Source organism: Micromonospora sp. WMMD737, from assembly GCF_049179055.1.
Lineage (GTDB): Bacteria > Actinomycetota > Actinomycetes > Mycobacteriales > Micromonosporaceae > Micromonospora > Micromonospora reichwaldensis.
The window spans coordinates 5,559,634-5,578,104 of record NZ_JBMHMH010000001.1 but is presented as its reverse complement, the minus strand read 5'-3'; the positions used below and the strand labels follow the sequence as shown (position 1 = coordinate 5,578,104).

General features: G+C 74.5%; 17 protein-coding genes. 6 read left to right on the top strand and 11 right to left on the bottom strand.

All coding sequences use genetic code 11. The features are described 5' to 3' along the window. Positions 1-200: 200 nt before the first annotated feature. Together ACN27A_RS24755 and mycP are read left to right on the top strand one after the other, a co-directional pair. A complete protein-coding gene (locus tag ACN27A_RS24755; protein WP_311410559.1) occupies positions 201-542 on the top strand; it encodes a MarR family winged helix-turn-helix transcriptional regulator in 342 nt (113 codons plus the stop codon). A 53-nt stretch (positions 543-595) separates the two neighbouring features. Then, positions 596-1,843, top strand: coding sequence for a type VII secretion-associated serine protease mycosin (mycP, locus tag ACN27A_RS24750; RefSeq protein ID WP_421457024.1), 1,248 nt, complete (start codon positions 596-598; stop codon positions 1,841-1,843). Positions 1,844-1,930: 87 nt separating this feature from the next. Here the strand turns inward: mycP and ACN27A_RS24745 are convergent, their stop codons facing one another. From ACN27A_RS24745 to eccCa, 10 genes are all read right to left on the bottom strand, one after another. After that, the gene (locus ACN27A_RS24745; RefSeq protein WP_421457023.1) at positions 1,931-3,256 is read right to left on the bottom strand and encodes a WXG100 family type VII secretion target; all 1,326 of its coding nucleotides are present in this window, start codon (positions 3,254-3,256) and stop codon (positions 1,931-1,933) included. Positions 3,257-3,272: 16 nt separating this feature from the next. Further along, positions 3,273-3,833 (bottom strand): hypothetical protein, encoded by a 561-nt coding sequence (locus ACN27A_RS24740; RefSeq protein WP_132231850.1) that lies wholly within the window; start codon positions 3,831-3,833, stop codon positions 3,273-3,275. A 33-nt stretch (positions 3,834-3,866) separates the two neighbouring features. Beyond that, positions 3,867-5,456: a S8 family serine peptidase gene (locus ACN27A_RS24735; protein ID WP_421457022.1), complete on the bottom strand. Its 1,590-nt coding sequence runs from the start codon at positions 5,454-5,456 to the stop codon at positions 3,867-3,869. Between the two features lie 82 nt (positions 5,457-5,538). After that, positions 5,539-5,817 (bottom strand): WXG100 family type VII secretion target, encoded by a 279-nt coding sequence (locus ACN27A_RS24730; protein WP_101413905.1) that lies wholly within the window; start codon positions 5,815-5,817, stop codon positions 5,539-5,541. Between the two features lie 28 nt (positions 5,818-5,845). Further along, complete coding sequence (locus ACN27A_RS24725; RefSeq protein ID WP_089002280.1) at positions 5,846-6,154, bottom strand: WXG100 family type VII secretion target; 309 nt, start codon at positions 6,152-6,154, stop codon at positions 5,846-5,848. A 170-nt stretch (positions 6,155-6,324) separates the two neighbouring features. Further along, positions 6,325-6,585 carry a hypothetical protein gene (locus ACN27A_RS24720; protein WP_132231852.1) on the bottom strand — a complete coding sequence of 87 codons (261 nt, stop codon included), beginning with the start codon at positions 6,583-6,585 and terminating at the stop codon, positions 6,325-6,327. A 28-nt stretch (positions 6,586-6,613) separates the two neighbouring features. Then, complete coding sequence (locus ACN27A_RS24715; RefSeq protein ID WP_132231854.1) at positions 6,614-7,342, bottom strand: hypothetical protein; 729 nt, start codon at positions 7,340-7,342, stop codon at positions 6,614-6,616. A gap of 31 nt (positions 7,343-7,373) precedes the next feature. Beyond that, entirely contained in the window at positions 7,374-7,667 is a 294-nt protein-coding gene (locus tag ACN27A_RS24710; protein WP_121396953.1) for a hypothetical protein, read from the bottom strand. A 16-nt stretch (positions 7,668-7,683) separates the two neighbouring features. Then, entirely contained in the window at positions 7,684-8,106 is a 423-nt protein-coding gene (locus tag ACN27A_RS24705; protein ID WP_421457021.1) for a YbaB/EbfC family nucleoid-associated protein, read from the bottom strand. A 95-nt stretch (positions 8,107-8,201) separates the two neighbouring features. Further along, positions 8,202-12,164: a type VII secretion protein EccCa gene (gene eccCa / locus ACN27A_RS24700; protein WP_357580318.1), complete on the bottom strand. Its 3,963-nt coding sequence runs from the start codon at positions 12,162-12,164 to the stop codon at positions 8,202-8,204. A gap of 168 nt (positions 12,165-12,332) precedes the next feature. On the opposite strand from eccCa, the gene eccD reads away from it, so the two are divergent. After that, positions 12,333-13,730, top strand: coding sequence for a type VII secretion integral membrane protein EccD (eccD, locus tag ACN27A_RS24695; RefSeq protein ID WP_421457020.1), 1,398 nt, complete (start codon positions 12,333-12,335; stop codon positions 13,728-13,730). Positions 13,731-13,753: 23 nt separating this feature from the next. On the opposite strand, the gene ACN27A_RS24690 is transcribed toward eccD, so the two are convergent. Continuing rightward, the gene (locus ACN27A_RS24690; protein WP_421457019.1) at positions 13,754-14,935 is read right to left on the bottom strand and encodes a type VII secretion protein EccE; all 1,182 of its coding nucleotides are present in this window, start codon (positions 14,933-14,935) and stop codon (positions 13,754-13,756) included. Positions 14,936-15,086: 151 nt separating this feature from the next. Here ACN27A_RS24690 and eccB point away from each other — a divergent pair, with 151 nt between their 5' ends. From eccB to ACN27A_RS24675, 3 genes are all read left to right on the top strand, one after another. After that, complete coding sequence (gene eccB / locus ACN27A_RS24685; RefSeq protein WP_421457018.1) at positions 15,087-16,643, top strand: type VII secretion protein EccB; 1,557 nt, start codon at positions 15,087-15,089, stop codon at positions 16,641-16,643. 133 nt (positions 16,644-16,776) lie between these two features. Next, a complete protein-coding gene (locus ACN27A_RS24680) occupies positions 16,777-17,145 on the top strand; it encodes a hypothetical protein (protein WP_151456012.1) in 369 nt (122 codons plus the stop codon). Next, positions 17,138-18,388, top strand: coding sequence for a WXG100 family type VII secretion target (locus tag ACN27A_RS24675; RefSeq protein ID WP_421457017.1), 1,251 nt, complete (start codon positions 17,138-17,140; stop codon positions 18,386-18,388). Before ACN27A_RS24680 ends, ACN27A_RS24675 begins: the two co-directional genes overlap by 8 nt. Positions 18,389-18,471 lie beyond the last annotated feature (83 nt).

The following is an 18,471-nucleotide window of genomic DNA, read 5'->3' as shown; positions in this document are numbered from 1 at the left end:
CTACCTCACGTGAACGGCCTGGTCACCCGGGCCGACGCTGGACGCGGGCTGCCACCACCGTCACACGCACTGCAAGATACGTCAAGGGATGCGTGATATGCATTTCATATGTTCGGCGGCCCTGGCGCGGCGGTGCCGGGCCCTCCGCGCGTCCGTCGGCCGCGAGGGCGCGCAGGAAAACACGAAGCAGGGGCCATACGATGGCGGGCATGGCGACGACAGGGGAGAACGGGAGCACCCGCAACTGGACCTTCCTCACCAACCACGGGCACGTGCTGCTCGCCATCGCCCGCAATCCCACCGCCCGGCTCCGCGACGTCGCCGACGAGGTGGGCGTCACCGAGCGGGCCGCGCAGGCGATCGTCGCCGACCTGGAGGCCGGCGGCTACCTGAACCGCACCCGGGTGGGCCGACGCAACGAGTACACGCTCAACCCCGCCGGGCGGTTCCGGCACCCCGCCGAAGCGGACCGGCAGGTCGGCGCCCTCCTCGCCCTCTTCGCCGACGACCAGGAGCCGGCCGAGGCCACCGAGCGCTCCTGACGAGGGGCCGGGCGGCGGCACGCCGCTCGGGCCCCCGGCGGTAATCTCACCGCGTGCGCGAGAGTTTCCGACCGGGCGGGACCGGGCCGGCCCGCCGAGGCGGGCGCGGTGCCCGCGCGGTCCTCGGTGGAGCGGCCGCGGTCCTGCTCGGCACCGCCGTCATCGCCCCGTCGCCCGCCTCGGCGGCGGTCCCCCGCTGCGGGCCCCCCGGCGTCGCCGCTCCCGCCGAGACGCCGTGGCCGCTGAGGAGACTCGAACCCTCGTCGGCCTGGCGGATCTCCCGGGGCGCCGGCGTCACGGTGGCGGTCATCGACTCCGGCGTCTCCGCCCACCATCCCGCCCTGAAGGGCCAGGTCAAGGCGGGCCGGGACTTCAACGGCCTGCCGCAGCAGCAGGGCCGCTGCGACCTCGCCGGCCACGGCACCATCGTCGGCGGCATCATCGCCGGGAAGGAGGGCACCGGCGCGTCGTTCAGCGGCATCGCGCCGCAGGCCAGGATCCTTCCGGTACGCGTCCTGCCCGACACCAGGACCACGGTCGACGAGGGGCTGCCGGGGCAGATCGCCGAGGCGATCCGGTGGTCGGTGCAGAACGGCGCCGACGTGATCAACCTGTCGCTGGTGACCCTGGACCGGCAGGATCTCGCCGACGCCGTCCGCTACGCCCTCGACGAGGGGGTGGTCGTGGTGGCCGCCGCCGGCAACCGCCAGGAGAACCAGCAGGACAGGCCCGCGTTCCCGGCCGCCTACCCCGGAGTGATCGCGGTCGCCGGGGTGGACGAGGAAGGCGGCCACGTGGGCAGCTCGGTCAGCGGGGACTACGTCGACCTCGCGGCGCCCGGGCTGAACATCCTCGGCCCGGCCCCCGGGGGCGAGGGCTTCCTCGCCGAGCCGCAGGGCGGCACCAGCTTCGCCGCCGCGTACGTCTCCGGGGTGGCCGCGCTGGTCCGGGCCGCTCACCCCGACCTCGACCCGGAGCAGGTCGCCGACCGGCTGATCCGGACGGCCGACAGCCCGCCCGAGGGGAAGAACGCCGAGGTCGGCCACGGGGTGGTGAACCCGTACCGGGCGGTGGCGACCGTGCTCGGCACCCGTACCGACCCGCCGGCCGGCGCGATGCCGGCACCGCCCTCCACCGAGGACCCGCTCGCCTGGCAGGGCACCGTCGCGGTCTGGGCCGCCGCCGTCGGCGCGCTCGTCGCCGCGCTGCTGCTGTCGGTCAAGCCGATCCTGATCCGCGGGCGACGCCGGGGCTGGCGCCCGGGCCGCCGCCCGTCCGCGACGGACGCCACGGCCGGCTGACGCTCCTCTCCCGCACCGCCCCGATCCCGCCCGGACAGCGTCGAGCGCCGCCCACCGGTGCGGTGGACGGCGCTCGGCGTGACTGCGTCAGCGCAGGATGCCCGGCGTACCGCCGCCGTCCGCGCCCCAGACGTCCTCGTCCTCCTCCAGCCAGGTGTTGCGAGGGGTCTCCTCCTCGCCGTAGCCGGCGCCCATGCCGGCCATGCCACCGACGCCCCGCGCGCCCGCACCGACGCCCTTGGCGCCCACGCCGGCGGCACCCGCGCGCCCGCCGCCACGGCCGGCCCCACCGGCCGCACCGCCCATCATCGGGCCCATGCCACCCGCACCGAGCTTGCCGCCGGCGCCGAGCTTGCCACCAGCGCCCCGGCCGCCACCGCGATTGGCGCCGGCCGCGCCGCCGCCCATCATCGGGCCCATGTTGGGGCTCACCGGCCGGCCGAGCGAGCCGCCGCCCGGGATGACGCCACCGCCGCCCAGCCCGCCACCGCCACCGCCGCCGAGCCCGGTGGTGCCGGGCAGGCCGCCGCCACCGCCACCGCCGCCGAGCGCGGGGACCGTCGGGGCGCCGGCACCGGCCAGACCGCTGCCGTAGTCGTCGGCGAGGCTGCCCGTGCTCGGGTCGTAGCCACCGCTGGGGTCGTAACCACCGCTCGGGTCGTAGCCGCCAGTGGTCAGGCCGGGGTGCGCGGTGGAGCCGATCCCGGTGGTCCCGGTCTCGGGCACGCCGGCCCCGCTGAGCGACGGCATGCCACCGCCCGGCATGCCACCGGTCGAGGGCATCCCGCCCATGCTGGGCGCACCGCCCATCGGGCCGGCACCCGGGCCACCGCCCAGGTTCGGGGTCTCCACGTTCGGCGACTGGGTCATGCCGGGCGTGGTCTGGCCGGGCGTGCCCGAGTCGATGGTCACGTACTCGCCGCTGACCTGGTTGTAGACCTTGGCCGCCTCGTCGGACTTGTCGTTGAGCCAGTCGGCGAGCGAGGTGAGCGGGTCGAGCAGGCCCAGGAAGTCGGGCTTGACCTTCATCTCGAAGAGGCCCGTGTCGATCACGATGCGGCCGTTGCGCGCCTCCAGCACGTCGTTCACGCAGCTCGCGGGGATGGGGAACTCGGCCTGCGCGGCGCTCAGCTTGTCGGCGGCGGTCTTCAGCGACTGGACGATGCCGTTGTGCTTCTCGGCGTCGTCGACGACCCGGCCCGTGTCCGTCGCGATCTGCTTGATGTGGGTCTTGAACGACTCGTACGCCGGGCCCTTCCACACCTCACCGAGATCGGCGACGTTCGTCTCCAGGCTCTCCTTGACGGAGTTCAGGTTCTTCAGCAGCTGCTCCCAGCCCAGGGCGGCGCTGGTGACGTCGCCCGGCCTGCCCGCGACGACGATCTGCTGGCACATCTCTTCCCAGCTCGGCATCCTGTCACTCTCCCGATCAGCCGTTGGATCCGTTGGTGGCGGCTTGGCTGAAGGCGCGCTCCATCTCGGCGGCGGACATGGCGTTCGCCTTCTCCGCCGTCTCGTAGTTCTCCTTGACCTCGCGCAGCGCGTTGGCGGCCTGGTAGAGGTCCTCGGCGAGCTTGCGGACGCTCTGCTGCGTGGTGGTGAAGAGACTGCCGTGCTTGCGGGCCAGGTCGCCCGCCCGGTCGAAGGCGCCGAGCGGGCTCGTCGCCCCGCCCCCCACGCCGTTCATGCCGCCCGACGCCGCCGCGCCGCCCATCCGGTCCTGGATCTCGACCATCGTGTACGACTGCTTGTTGAGAAACGAGGCGTGCGACTCCAACCACTCGATGGCCTTGTCCAGACTGGACGCGTCCCACTCCGTGTTGTCGCCGCTCTCGCCCGACCCCGGCACCAGGCCGGAGGGGGTCTGCGCCCGGTTGACGTTGTCCATCGTGATGCCGCTGACGTGCACTGTGGGTGCCAGCGGGGTGATGGGCATGTATGGGGTGTCCACCCGGATCTCCTCCGGCTGGTCCGTCCTGTCGTCCGTCATCGGTTCCTCCCCGTCGCCGACTGACAATGTGGCTTACTGCTGGTGTCCGCCGGGGGCCGGCGGGGGTGGTGCCGTCGGCGCGGCGCCGGGCGGCTGCCAGGCACCGGCCTGGGGTGCCGGCGGCGCACCGTACGGGTGGGTTCCGCCGGTGGGCGTCGGGCCGTACCCGGGCGGGGGTCCCGCCTGGGGCGGTGCGGGCGTGCCCGGTGCCCCGCCGGGGGGCGGATAGCCGGGCGCGCCGAACTGCGGGTTGCCGTGCGACCCTCCCGGCGCGCCGCCGGACGGCGGGTGGCCTGGGTGCGGCGGGTACCCGGGCGGACCGGCCTGCGGGCCGGGCGGCGGATAGCCCGGCGGCGGATAGCCCGGCGGCGGATAGCCGGGCGGGCCGCCGGGCGGCGGGTAACCGGGCGGGCCGGGCCGGACGAGGGCCGCCTTCCGGCGGGACCGGCGCACCAGCACGATCACGAGGATCAGCAACGCGACGGGCACGAGCAGGCAGAGCGCCCCCTGCACCAGCGCGCGCGTGTCCTTCTTCATGCTGATCGACACCGCCGGCCCATCGTCCTTCTGCGGCGTGGCCGCGCCCGCGGACGGGGCGGCGCCGTCCGGGGCGCCGGCGAGCAGCGGGTGCGCGTCGACCGCCGGCACCGATCGCGTCAGCGCGGCGACCGGGTCGACCGCGCCGAAGCCGTGCTGGCTGTCGTGGCCGGCCGGGCCCAGGTCGCGGGCGGTGCGGATCAGCCGGTTCACCACGTTGGCCGCGTCGAGGTCCGGGTACTTGGCGCGGACCAGCGCCGCCACCCCGGAGGTGATGGCGGCGGCGTCGCTCGTGCCGCTGCCGATGCCGTAGCCGTTGGACGACACGGACGCGGACCGGGGAGAGATGATCTCCTGCATCGGCGCGGCGAGCACGGCCTCCCGACCGGTGGCGCTCTGCGCGAAGAACTCGCCGTTCTTCGCCAGCCCGGTCACCGCGATGACGCCGGGGATGTTGGCGGGGCTGGTGACGACGCGGTCGTTCTGCAGCCGGTTGCCGGCCGAGGCGATCAGCACGACGTCCTTGTCCAGGGCGTAGCGGACGGCGGCGATCTCGTCGGGGGTCGCCGCCGTGCCCGTCCCGACGGACATGTTGATCACGTCGGCGCCGGCGTCGGCCGCCCAGCGGATGCCCTTCGAGAGGTCTGCCGAATCGAAGGAGTCACCCATCGCGACGGGCAGGATCTTCGCCTCCGGGGCGATGCCCAGGTGCCGCATCGCGCCACCGCCCCGGGACGCGATGATCCCGGCCATCGCCGAACCGTGGGCCTTCCTGGCGTCGTCGTCGCGGCGACCGTCGGCCGCCGTCCCGGAGCCGATGCCCTTGCCCGGCAGGACCTGACCGCGCAGGTCCGGCAGGTTGGGGTTGACCCCGGTGTCGATGACCGCGACGGTCACGCCCCTGCCCTTGGTGAGCTTGTGGGCCTGCGGGATCTTCAGGGTGTCGAGGTACCACTGGAGGCCGCGCACCGTGTCGGCGCGGGCCGGGGCCGGCGCGGCCAGTGGACCGGAACCGGCGCCGACGACCACCGCCAGCGCCGCGACGGCCAGCCGGAGCTTGGACCGCGAAGGCTTGCCCGCACGCATGATTCTCCCAGGACCTATCGGCACACAACGCGACGCGGCTCCGGCCCGGTCGAACCGGACCGGAGCCGCGTCGGCGACTGTGTCAGTTCCACGCCTTGGCGTTGCTCATCTCGGTGCTGACGTAGTTCTCGCGGGCGATGCCCACGGCGCCACCGATGTCGTTCAGGATCTTGTTGATGTCCCGGACGGCGGCGTCCCACTGCGCCTGGTGCTGCTCGTAGGCGGCACGGTCCTCGCCGTCCCACTGGAGCTTCGACAGCATCGAACGCAGCGTGTCCAGCTTCTCGTCGATGGTCTTCGAGATGGCCATCATCTGCTGGTTGCTGCTCTCGAGGACCGCGTAGTCGACCTTGATGCTCATGAGTTCCTCCCCTGCTCGTCTCGGCGGATCACGGGTTGAGTGCAGAGTGGAACTTGTCCAGCATCTGCTGCTGCTCTTCGTCGTTGACCTGGTGCGTCGTACCCGACTTGTCGAGCAGGTCGGCGATGTTGTCCATCGCCGTCAGCAGCTTGCCCGTGTCCTCGTTCCAGCGCTGCATGAGCGACTGGAAGCCGGTGGACGCCTGCCCCTTCCAGGCGATGGCCAGGTCGTCGACCACGTTCCACAGCTTCTTCAGCTCGCCGTCGACATCGCTGCGCGTGGAGCGCACGTCACCCGCGGCGGTATGCAGAGTCGCTGCTTCGACCTCGAACGCCATGCTTCACACCCTTCCGTCTTCTTGTGGCGGCGCAGTCGCCGCGTCCTCCCCCGCCGCAAGGCAATCACCCCACCGACGGACACTCAGTCAAGACCGTAGCGGACGGTGTCCATGCCTCGCAGCCCTGCCCCGAGTGGTCGCCCGAAGGCCGCCGCAGCGGCCCCTCGCACCTATGCGGAGCGGGAGTACGAGCGCACGTGCAGCACCACCCCGACCACGAAGATCAGGGCGAGCATCGACACGAGCACCCACTGCACCGCGTCGTCGGCGAGGGTGCCGAGGGCCACCGCGAATGCCGCCACCCCGCTGAGCAGGACGAGTTCCATCGCCCTGCGGGCCAGGCGCGACCGGGTGAGCTGCGCGACGAGCCCCAGGACGATGAAGACCGGGATGGTCACCAGCGCGTACCCGAACAACATGCTCTGCCACACGGTGGCACCCACCTCTCGGCCCGGCCGCTCAGGCCCGGTAGAAGCCCGGGTCCTGCACCCAGTCGATCTGGATGTCCTGGATGTCGGGGTCGGCGTCGCCGGTCGCCCAGCCCGGACGGGAGTCCGAGACGAAGTTGTACTGACTGTTACCGCGGAACGCCGACGCCACCGTGGAGAACAGCGCGCCGATGTCCGTGAAGATGAGCCCGAGGATCGCCGCGGTGGCGGTGAGGCCGGCCACCCCGATCGCCTGCGCCAGCGGCGCGGTCGCGGGGAACGCCTGGAGGGCCACGGCCGCGATGACCGCGATGAGGATCGGCACCAGCGCGCCGACCAGGGCGTCGATCGAGGCGTTGAAGTGGTCGCGGACGGCCGTCAGCGCGTCCTTGTTGGCGTTGAGCGCCTCCGCGAGCGCCCCGATCTCGGCGTTGAGCTTCTGCACGAAGGCGTCGAACGCGTCCCGGTCGTCGAAGTCCCACTCCTCGCTGGACGGGATCACGCTCTCCAGCGCCGCGCCGAACTGGTCGCCGCCCAGGAAGCGGGCCGCGTCGCCCCACTCCTTGATGGACTGGTTGACCTCGTCGTTGTCGAACGTCTCGAGGTGGATGATGGCGGCGGTCAGGAAGGCCGCGCCGACCAGCCACACCCAGTTGGCCCGCGCCGCCCCGGCCAGTGAGCGGACCGGCGCGGTCTGCGCGGCGACGCTGTGCGTCCCCACCACCGAGCCCGAGGAATTCGCGATCAGGATCTCCGGCATCGAGCCCTCCCTGCGTCCCGCACCCGCGAGGTCACTTGACCACCCAGGGCTGGTCCGACTTCTCCCAGTTGAGCGCGCTCTGTTCGAGGTTGGCGGCGGCCCGCTCCAGGTGCTCGACGCCGGTGCGCAGGTTGTCGAGGTGACCGTCGACGGCATCGTTGTGCGCGCTGACGGCGGACAGGCCGAGCAGCGTCATGGACATGCCCGACAGCTTGACGCCCTCCAGTGCCCGCTGCGCGTTGCGCAGGTAGGCCATCGGGCCGTCGGCGGCCGCGAGCTTCTGCCCGGCCTTGCGGATGGCGTCGACGTCGACGACGTTGGCCACGGGACCTCTCCTCTCGTCAGCCGCGCAGCCGGCGCAGCGGGTCGTTGAGATCCACCCCGAACTGCTGGAACCACTCCTCGGGGGTGACCTTGCCCGCCTCGGCCCGCCGGACCAGGTCGGCACCGCCGAGCATCTCCTCCAGCAGCTCGCGCTGGCGCTCGGCGTGCGCCTCGTAGGCGGCGTCGATGGCGGCCTGGAGCGACTCGGCCAGGCTGAAGCTGTCCAGCCGCATCGCCCGGGCGTCGATCTGGATGTCGCCGACCTTCATGTCGCCGTCGACGGTGACCTGGACCAGGCCGTCCGGGCTCTCCCCGACGACCCGCAGCTCGGCGCGCTGCCGCTGGAAGTCCGCGAGCCGGCGCTGCTGCTCCTGCGCCTGGCGCAGGATGCCCTCCAGGCCGGCCCCGCCCATGCCGCCGGGCGTCCACGATGTGCTCACAACGGTCCTCTCGTCGGCTGCGACGCTCGTGCCGCAGGTTACCGGATGCCGTCACACCCGGGCGGTCCCGCCGACCGCCGCGTCGGCGGACGACCTCAGGCCGGCTCCGACCAGGCCGTCTGGATGAGCTGCTGGCCGTCGCGGCGGCGCACCAGGGTGCCCCGGCCGGGCGGCTGCGGGCTCGGCCGCAGCGTGCCGAAGACCGCGCCCTCCTCCCGGTTGCCGGACATCAGCAGGCCGGGCTGGTCCAGCTCGCGCAGGCGTTGCAGGACCGGCTCGTAGAGCGCCCGGGCCACGCCACCCGCCCGCCGGGTGACGATCAGGTGCAGGCCGATGTCGCGGGCCTGGGGCAGCAGCTCGTGCAGGGCGCTGAGCGGGTTGCTCCCGCCCGAGGCGACCAGGTCGTAGTCGTCGACCAGGATGTAGAGGTCCGGCCCCTTCCACCAGCTGCGGTCGCGCAGCTGCGCGGTGGTGACGTCCGGGCCGGGCAGCCGGTTGGACAGCGCGCTGCGGATCGAGGCGAGCCCCTGCGCGAACACCTGGTTCGACGGCGCGTAGTCGAGCAGGTGGTCCCCCTCGACCGCACCGAGCAGCCCGCGCCGGTAGTCGGCGATGACCAGCCGGGCCTGCGCCGGCGTGTACCGCTCCGTGATGCCCCGCGCGATCAGCCGCAGCAGGTTGGTCTTGCCGCACTCGGCGTCGCCGAAGACCGTCAGGTGCGGCTCGTTGGCGAGGTCGAGGTAGACCGGAGCCAGCGCCGACTCGTTGACGCCGATCGGTAGGCCCGGCGCCGAGCGGTCCACGACCCTGGCCAGCTCGCTGAGGGGCAGCCTGCGCGGCAACAGCCGTACCTTCGGCGCCGGCTGGCCCTTCCATGCCTCCGCGACGTGCCGGGACAGGGCGATGGACGCCTCGGTCAGGTCGTCGATGTCGCGCCGGCCGTCGATCCGGGAGATGGCGGTCAGGAAGTGCAGCTTGTCGCGGGTCAGGCCGCGGCCGGGCGAGCCGGTCGGGACGTTCGCCGCCGCCCGCCGGTCGATCTCCGACTCGTTGGCGTCACCGAGACGCAGCTCCAGCTTCGTGCCGAGCAGGTCCCGCATGTTGATCCGGATCTCCGCCCACCGCACGGCGGTCAGCACCACGTGCACGCCGAAGCCCAGGCCACGGTTGGCCAGGGTGGTGATCGTCTGCTCCAGCTCCTCGTACTCCTGGCGCAGGGTGTTCCAGCCGTCGACGACGAGGAAGACGTCGCCGAACGGGTCGTCGGCGAACTCCCCGGCCGCCCGGCGCCGGCGGTAGCTCGCCACCGAGTCGATGCCGTGCTGGGCGAACCGGTTCTCCCGCTCGTCCAGGACGGCCACCACCTCGGCCACCGTGCGGCGTACCGCCTCGGTGTCCCGCCGCCCGGCCACGCCGGCCGTGTGCGGCAGCCCGTCCAGGCTGCGCAGCGCGCCGCCACCGAAGTCCAGGCAGAAGAACTGCACCTCGCGCGGCGTGTGGGTGAGCGCGAGCGAGGCGAGCATGGAGCGCAGCATCGTGCTCTTGCCGCTGAGCGAGGCGCCGACGATCACCACGTTGCCGCCCGCGCCGGCCAGGTCCACGAGCATCGGGTCACGGCGCTGCTCGTACGGCCGGTCCACGATGCCCACCGGAGCGGCCAGCCTCCCGCGACCACGCCACGAGGCGGTGCAGAGGCCGTACCTCGGGTCGACGCTCAGCGGCGGCAGCAGCTCGCCCAGGCCCGGCGGCTCCGCCAGCGGCGGCAGCCAGACCTGGTGCGCCGGGCGGCCCCGCCCCTTCAGCCGGTCGATCAGCACGTCGAGCATCGCCACGGCCTTGCCGTCGGCGGGCTGCTCCGGCTCGGGCGCGTCCGGCACCGGCAGGGTCGGGTTCTGCACCGGCACGAAGTCCACCCCGTACCGGACGATCCGGCGCTGCACCAGCGCCCGCGACGACGCGGCGGCCTGCCCCGGGGCCCGGTACGGCCCGGACACGTACGCGGCCCGGAACCGCAGCATGGTGCTGGTGTCGGTCTTCAGGTAGCCATGGCCGGGGGCGTTGGGCAGCTCGTACGCGTCGGGCACGCCGAGCACGATCCGGCTCTCCACCGCCGAGAACGTACGCAGACCGATCCGGTACGACAGGTGGGTGTCGAGGCCGCGCAGCTTGCCCTCCTCCAGCCGCTGGCTGGCCAGCAGCAGGTGCACGCCGAGCGACCGGCCCAGCCGGCCGATCATCACGAAGAGGTCGATGAAGTCGGGCTTCGCGGCGAGCAGCTCGCTGAACTCGTCGCAGATGATGAGCAGGCTGGGCATCGGGTCCAGCGGCTCGCCGGCCGCCCGGGCCTTCTCGTAGTCGTAGCGGGAGACGTAGTTGCCGGCGGCCCGCAGCACCTCCTGGCGGCGGGTCATCTCGCCGGCCAGCGCGTCCTTCATGCGGTCGACCAGCGGCAGCTCGTCGGCCAGGTTGGTGATCACGGCGCTGGTGTGCGGCAGCGCGTCCAGCGAGGCGAAGGTGGCGCCGCCCTTGAAGTCGACCAGGACGAAGTTGAGCTCCTCGGAGGAGTGCGTCACCGCCAGCGCGCCGACGATCGTGCGCAGCAGCTCGCTCTTGCCGGAGCCGGTCGCGCCGATGATCAGGCCGTGCGGGCCCATGCCCTCGTGCGCGGACTCCTTGAAGTCCAGCTCGACCACGTTGCCGTCCGGCCCGACGCCGAGCGGGATGCGCAGCCGGTCGCGGTGGCTGCGCGGGCGCCAGGTCTGCTGCACGTCGACCGCGGCGGCGTCGCCGACGCCGAGCAGGTCCGGCAGCTCCATGCTCTTCGCCAGCGGCTCCTCCGACGTGGTCTGCTGCTGCGACAGCCGGTACGGGGCGATCTGCCGGGCCAGCCCCTCGGCGGCGGACTCGGTGAGCCGGTCCGGGCGGCCGAGCCGCGACGAGGAGGTGCCGCGGACCAGTTCGAGGGAGCTGCCGTCGCCCACGTCGAGGCAGAGCAGCCAGCGCCCGGCGTCCCGGGGCACGGTGCCGGAGAGGTCGATCACGGTCGCGCCGAGCAGCCCCGGCCCCATGAGCTGGCAGGCCGCCGAGACCTCGCCGCCGTCGACGACCACCACGAGGTGCGCCGCGCTGGTGAGCGGCTTCGCCTCCGGCGCGAACCGGGGCCGGCCGGCCAGCTCGCCGGCGAGCGCCTCCTCGGCCTCGGCGAGGCTCGCGAAGACCATCCGGCGGGCGCCCGCCGCGTCGGTCCGGGCGCTGTGGTGGTTGTGCGGCAGCCACTTCACCCAGTCCCAGGACGGCTGCCGGTCGGGCGCGGCGACGATCGCGACGACCATGTCGTCCGGGGCGTGGAAGGTGGCGAGCTGGCCGAGCGCGGCCCGCGTCAGGTCGAGCACCGGCTCCCGGTCGCCGCGCAGCACCACCCGGCTGAACGCCCGCACGGAGAGCGCGGTCGGCAGGTCCGGCACGCTCGAGTGGGCGCGGACGAAGCGCCGCAGCGCGATGGCGCTCATCGGCTCCAGGTCCTCGACCGGCTTGGTCTCCGGCGGGACGATCTCCACGGCCAGGCGCTGCGGGCCGGTGGCGATCCGGGTCTCGCCGAAGTCGTCCTCGGTGATCCGCCGCTCCCACAGCCGCCGGGAGGCGGCGATCGACCAGAGCGCGTCGGGCTCCGGGTGCCGCCAGGCCATCGCCGCCCGCTGCTGCTCGGCGGCGCGCCGGGTGCGCTTGCGCATCTGGGCCAGGTAGCGCATGTAGTCGCGCCGGTCGGCGTTGAGCTCGGCCTTGTCGTTGTTGCCGTTGCTCAGCGACCCGATCGCCATGCCCAGCATCGAGACACCGAAGAGGCCGCCGGCGATGTACGTCATGGTGCCGCCGCCCCGGCCGGCGTAGAGGAACGCCATGGCGCCCACGCCGCAGACCATCGGCAGGATCATCAGCAGCTGCCCCATCCCGCGCGGGGTGGGCTCGGGCAGCTCCGGAGGCGACTCCAGCAGCACCTCGCCTCGCGGCAGCGCAGGCCCCGGCTGACGCGGGAGCCGGCGGAACACCACCGTGCTCACGGCTGTCTCCTCCCCAGAAGCGGCCCTGATCAAGTTCGGCGAGCGACCGGAGTCGTCGGGTGGGCATCGTACGTGCCCGCCATCGTAGGTAATCTCCCGTGGGCGTCAGGAACCCGTGCGTCGGCGCCGCCGGCCAGGGGTGATCGTAGAGAGCGCGAGGAGGCCACTGTGGCGACGAAGACGGCGACCGGCGGCCTGAGCCGGATCACCATCGTGGCGCCCCGCACCCGGATGGACCTCGCGCTGCCGTCGGACGTACCGCTCGCCGACCTGCTGCCGACCCTGCTCCGTTACGCGGGTGAGGACCTGGCCGACGAGGGGGTGCGCCACGGCGGCTGGAGCCTGGCCCGGCTGGGCGGCCAGCCGCTGGACGGCGGCCGGACCGCCACGCAGCTCGGCGTCCGCGACGGCGAGGTGCTCTACTTCAACCCCCGGTCGGCCACCGCGCCGGAGATCGTCTTCGACGACGTGGTCGACGCCGTGGCCACCGCCACCAACCAGCGCCCGGGTGCCTGGCAGGTCGGCACCACCCGTTCCTTCGCGGTGCTCTTCGCCGCCGCGGCGCTCGGCGCCGGCGCGCTGGCGGCGCTGTTCACCGGGCCGCCGCACCTGCCGGGCGCGCTGGCCGCGCTGGTCGTCGCGGTCGCCCTGGTGGTCTCCGCGGCCGTGTTGTCCCGGGCCGCCGCCGACAGCGCGACCGGGTCGGTGCTGGGGGTCGTCGGCCTGGCGTACGCGGGCGTCGGCGGCCTGCTGCTGCTCGCCGGCGACCGCCCGCTGACCGGGCTGGGCGCCCCGCACGTGCTCCTCGGCGCCACGGCGGTGGTGCTCTGCGCGGCGGTGGCCGCGCTGGCCGTCGGCGACCGGCTTCCGCTCTTCTTCGGCGCGGTCGCGGTCGGCGCGGGCACCGGCCTCGGCGCGGTGGTCAGCCTGGCCTTCGACACCGACGCGCCGGCGGCGGCGGCCGTCGTCGCCGCGGTCGCGTTCGGCGCGGTGCCGGCGCTGCCGATGGCGGCGTACCGGCTGGCCCGGCTGCCGGTGCCCTCCATCCCGACCGGCCCCGACGACCTGAAGAGCGACACCGAGTCGGTGGACGGCCGGCAGGTCCTCCAGCTCAGCGAGCGGGCCGACGGGTTCCTGACGGGGCTGCTCTGGACGGTGTCGCTGCTGGTGCTGGGCGCCCAGGTCGTGCTCGCGCTGCACGGCAGCCTGCCGGCGGTGCTGCTCTGCCTCGTGCTGGCCCTGCTGTCGCTGCTGCGGGCCCGGCCGTTCCTGGGCCGCGCCCAGCGCACCCCGGTGCTGTTCGCCGGCACGGCCGGGCTCGGCCTGACCGCCGCCGCCACGTTCGGCAACGGCTCGACGGCGGTACGCCTCGGCCTGATCCTCGGCGGCCTGGTGCTCGCGGCCGTGGTGAGCCTGATCTACGGGCTCACCGTGGCCGGCAAGCGGATCTCCCCGGTGTGGGGCCGGCTGCTCGACATCATGGAGATCATGCTGATCATCGCGCTGGTCCCGCTGGCCTTCTGGGTCGTCGGCCTCTACGGCTGGATCGTCAACCTGCGGCCCTGACCCGCGCTCGGCGTCCCCGGTCCTCAGTCGGTCGGGTGCAGGGTCGTGATCGTGGTGGCGGCCGGGGCGGTGGCGTAGACGCCGGGACCGTGCTGGCCGTCCACGGGGCGGGCCGGGGCGCCGGACCGGCGGGCCACCTCCCGCACCGCCTTGACCAGCGCCTCCACGTGGTCGTCGAGCGCCGCCACCCGGAGCATCGGCGGGGCGACGCGCCCGCCCGGCTGCACCACGACGGCCAGGGTGTGCGAGGGGGCGGACGTCGCCGTCACCGCGTCCACCAGCGGACCGAACGGCGCGTCGGCCCGGGGCCGCAGGACCAGGCAACGCTGGGTCCAGCCGCCGCCGCGCAGCCCCGTCCAGGTCTCCGCCGGCGGCGCCGGCGCCAGGTCCAGCCCGGCCGCCGAGACGACCGCCGCGCGCAGCTCGTCGCGGCTGAGGGGGCGGTGGGCGAGCCCGGCCGCGGTCAACGCCTTGCCCAGCCGGCCGATGCCGGCGGAGAGCGTGCGGTGCACGCCGGGCATGCCGCCGCCCCGGCTGACGGTCTCGACGCGAGCGTCCCGTACGGAGAGCCGCAGCGCCAGCCAGACCGTCCGGTGGGCCGCGGGCGGCGCGCCCGGCGCCGGGTACCAGACGAGGGTGTGCGAGACGACCTGGGCGCGGGTGACCGGGCCGGTGAAGTCGGCGAGCACGCGCAGCGCCCGGTCCAGCACCGACGCGTCGACCGATCCGGCGGGCGCCCCGGCGTGGCCCTGCAACGCCACCGCCGCGAACCAGCCCAGCGCGTCCTGCCCGATGCCGAGGCGGGTGCCACGGTCCGTGAGCTCGGTCACAGTCAGCTCGGGGGCCAGGGGGGCCAGCCTGGGGTCGGCCCCGCCGCCCGCCGCGACGGTGCTCCTGGCCGCCTCCCGACGCCGCCGCAGCCGCCGGCGCAGCAGCAGGTCCTCGTACCACCAGCGGCCACCCCGGCGGGCGAAGACCGCGCCCACCACCGCCAGCGACAGCACCCCGACGGTGGGGGCCAACCAGACCGGCCCGCCCAGCGCCGCCCAGACGGCCAGGGCGCAGAGTTCCAGCACCACGAGCTGCCCCACGGCCACGGGCCCGATCCGACCACGGCCGCGCCGGTCGGCCGGGACGACCGGCCGCTGGGCGACGCCGGACGGCTGCGGTGCCGGACGACCGGGTGGCGCCTGAACCTGCGTCATCGCTGACAGTCCCTTTCTGGACGGCGGAGCGTCCGCCGGATCGGGTCGGGCGCTGGTCCCGGTGACCCGTCGACGGCCCCTTATCGTAGGGAAGCCCGCGACACCGACTCGGACCTGCTCGTCGCGGACCCACCCCCGCCGGAGGTAAGTCATGCGGACCCGCCGCGACCAGGTGCAGGCGTACCGCTTCGTCACCCGCCGGATCGTCTCGGCGCTGCTGTCGGGCGACCCCGAGACCAGCAACCTGCCGATGCGGCGGCTCGGCATGGCGGTCTTCGGCAGCGTCATCGCCGCGGCCGTGGTGCTCGGTGGCGTCGGCGCGTACGGGCAGTTCACCGGCAACACGGCGCCGCTGGAGCCGAACACCCTGGTGATCGAGCGGGAGACCGGGGCGACGTACGTCTTCGTCGACGGGCAGCTGCACCCCACCCTCAACTACGCCTCCGCCCGACTGATCATCAACGAGCCGGCCCCGCAGGTCCGCACGATGTCCCAGGCGTCGATCCGGGACCGGCCCCGGGGCCGTACGGTCGGCATCGTCGGCGCCCCCGACGCGCTGCCGGACCGCAAGTCCCTGACGGGCCTGCCCTGGTCCGTCTGCGACGTCCCGGACCCGGCCGATCCCCGCCGCTCCGGCACGCGGGTGGTCATCGACCGCCCGCTGCCCGGTGGTGCGCCGCTCGGCGACCGGGCGGTGCTGGTGGAGGCCGACGGCCAGCGGCACCTGCTCACCGGCGACCGGCGGTTGCAGGTGACGGGCGGCGACTCCGCGCTCGCCGCGCTACGGATGGCCAACGCGCCCCGCCTGCCCGTGGGGCAGCAACTGCTCAACGCCGTGCCGGCCGGGCCGGTCATGCGGCAGCCGGCCATCGCCGGCGAGGACGAGGCCAGCACCCTGACCGAACGCCCGGCCAAGGTCGGTCAGGTCTTCCGGGCGGCGGGCCAGCACTACGTGCTCACCCGGGACGGCCTCTCCGCGATCGGCGAGATCAGCGCGCTGCTGCTGCTGCGCGACGGCGGCCAGGTCACCGACATCACCCCGGCGCAGGCCGGCAAGCTGCTGACCGACCAGCGGGCGGAGGAGGCCGGGATGCCGCAGGCCCTGCCCGCGCTGCAACCGGTCACCGCGGGCCGGACGGCGGTCTGCGCGACCTACCGGGCGGGCACCGACGGTGGGCCGCCCACCACCACGCTGGAGGTCTTCGACCGGGTGCCGGCGGAGCTGGCCGCGCCCGGCGGGGTGCCCGTGCGGCAGAGCGCGCGCGACGGCGTGCGTACCGCCGAGGGCGTGCTGCTGCCCGGCGGCAAGGGCGTGCTCGTACAGGCCACGCCCGGGTCCGGCGAGAGCGGCACGGCCGCCCCCGGCGCCACCGTCCACCTGATCAGCGCCCAGGGCGTCCGCTACCCGCTCGGCGTCGGCGCCATGTCGGCGCTGGGCTACGAGGGGGTCACCCCGCTGGCCGTACCGGCGTCGCTGCTGGCCCTCGTGCCCACGGGGCCGACGCTCTCGCGGGACGACGCGCTCGCCCACTTCGCGCCCGGCCCCGCGCCGTCGGCCCCGGCGAAGCCGTCGGCCGGCGCGGCGAAGCCGACGGGCAGCCCCGGGCCGGAGCGGTCCGAAACGCCGGTGACGCCCTCCGGGCAACCGGCGTCGGACGCGCCGGCCTCGCCGGACGTCTCGTCCGCCAGCCCGGGAGCGGACGGCTGAGTCAGCCCGCCCGCGCGCGGGGCCGGCCCCGCGCGTGACGGATCGACGCCGGTGGCGGGTCGCCCGCGTCGCACCCGTCGACTAACCTGAGCCCTGCCAACGGTTATCGACGATGACGTACGGGGATGCTGCCATGACCGGGCGCACGACAGTCGACCTGCTGTCCCTGGAAGACTTCCACCAGAAGTTGGCCAACCGGCTGACCGAGGCGGAGAAGGCGTTGCGGAAGCTGAGCACCGAGATGCAGTGCCGGCCCCCGGCGCTGGGCTCGTTCGCCGACGCCACCGAGAACTCCCGCCGCTACTCCGAGATCCACCAGTCCTACGTGGACCAGGTCGACCGGCTGCGTGCGGCGGTGAAGGCCGCGCAGAGCGCCACCGCGACGATCCTGGCCAACTACCGCACCGCCGAGGAGCGCAACGCGGCCAACTCCGCCGACATCGCCGCCGCGCTGAACGGGGTGGACGACGCGTTGAAGCGGAAGGAGGATCCGCGTGTCTGAATACACGCAGCGCTACCAGCACGTCAGCCACCAGCAGCTCTACGACGCCGTGATGGCTGGCCAGCCGGGCCAGATCGACGGCGTCGCCGCGCAGTGGACGGCGCTCAAGGGCATGCTCGACGGGCTGTCCCGCGAGCTCAGCGGCGACCTCGACAAGCTCGCCAACACCTGGACGGGCTCGGCCTCGCAGGAGTTCCAGCGGCGGTTGACGCTCGTCACCGACTACGCCGACAAGCTCGGCGAGGGCATGGCGGACGTGAGCCGGGGCCTGACCCTGATGTCCGGCGAGCTGCGCACCGCCCGCGAGCAGGCGGAGAGCCCGGCCGAGACGGACGACCACGACCAGGCGCTCTCCGGCGCGGCCAAGGGCGCCGTGTTCGGCGTGCCGGGCATCGTGGTCGGCGGGCTGCTGGGGCACCAGCAGGACAAGGCCGAGCAGGAGAAGGCCCACCAGCGCATGGTCAACGTGGTGGCCGAGCTGGCCGCCGGCTACGACCTCTCGGCGTACGGCCGGCTCGTCCCGCCGCCCCCACCGGATCCGGACATCCCGGGCACGACCAGCCGCGATTCGACGCCCCTGCGCAGCGGCCCGGGCGCCAGCACGCCGACGGCCGCGCCGAAAACCTCCGGCCTCGCCGGGCAGCCCGGCGGCGCCACCGTCGCGGCCCCCGACCGGCCGAGCTCCGGACCGGACGGCGGCGCGACCGGGACGGTCGTCCCGGGCGCCGTCGGCGGCGGGCAGCCGGGCGGCGGCGTGACCGGCGGCGTGACCGACGGCGTTCCCGGCGGCGTCCCGGCCGGCACCTCCCTCGCCGGCGCCACGGTGCTGACCGGCCCGCCCCCCACGACGGGTCCCGTCGGGCTGGGCGGCACCTCGACGGCCTCGGCCGGCGGGCCGAGCCTCCAGTTCGGACCGGCGGGCGGCGTGCTCGGCACCGGGGCCCTCGCCGCGAGCGGCACCGCACCGGCCTCGGCGGTCCGGTCCGCGGGCGGCACTCCGGTGGCGGACAACCGGTCCGCGACCGGGATGGGCCGACGCTTCGACAACGGCGCACGACAGGGCGGCGACCGGGCGGCCAGCGGGACGGGACGCGGCGGGGCGGGACGCCCCGGCGTCCTGGGCGGCACCCGGGGCACCCACGACGACGACGCCGACGGCCGCCTGACCTGGCTGACGGAGGACGACATGGTCTGGGGCGACGGCGCCGCCGCCGCTCCGCCCGTGCTCGGCACCGACAGCTGACGCGCACCAGCACGACGACGGCCCACCCGGCGGGCGTACCACCGGGTGGGCCGTCGCACGTGCGGCGTCGGTCGCGGCGGGTG

Excerpts from the sequence above, each read along its gene's own strand:
- eccB (WP_421457018.1), top strand. The coding sequence starts at position 15,087 with ATGCGGACCCGCCGCGACCAGGTGCAGGCGTACCGCTTCGTCACCCGC.
- ACN27A_RS24755 (WP_311410559.1), top strand. The coding sequence starts at position 201 with ATGGCGGGCATGGCGACGACAGGGGAGAACGGGAGCACCCGCAACTGG.
- ACN27A_RS24745 (WP_421457023.1), bottom strand. The coding sequence starts at position 3,256 with ATGCCGAGCTGGGAAGAGATGTGCCAGCAGATCGTCGTCGCGGGCAGG.
- ACN27A_RS24725 (WP_089002280.1), bottom strand. The coding sequence starts at position 6,154 with ATGGCGTTCGAGGTCGAAGCAGCGACTCTGCATACCGCCGCGGGTGAC.
- ACN27A_RS24735 (WP_421457022.1), bottom strand. The coding sequence starts at position 5,456 with ATGCGTGCGGGCAAGCCTTCGCGGTCCAAGCTCCGGCTGGCCGTCGCG.
- ACN27A_RS24680 (WP_151456012.1), top strand. The coding sequence starts at position 16,777 with ATGACCGGGCGCACGACAGTCGACCTGCTGTCCCTGGAAGACTTCCAC.
- ACN27A_RS24740 (WP_132231850.1), bottom strand. The coding sequence starts at position 3,833 with ATGACGGACGACAGGACGGACCAGCCGGAGGAGATCCGGGTGGACACC.
- ACN27A_RS24730 (WP_101413905.1), bottom strand. The coding sequence starts at position 5,817 with ATGAGCATCAAGGTCGACTACGCGGTCCTCGAGAGCAGCAACCAGCAG.
- ACN27A_RS24690 (WP_421457019.1), bottom strand. The coding sequence starts at position 14,935 with ATGACGCAGGTTCAGGCGCCACCCGGTCGTCCGGCACCGCAGCCGTCC.
- ACN27A_RS24715 (WP_132231854.1), bottom strand. The coding sequence starts at position 7,342 with ATGCCGGAGATCCTGATCGCGAATTCCTCGGGCTCGGTGGTGGGGACG.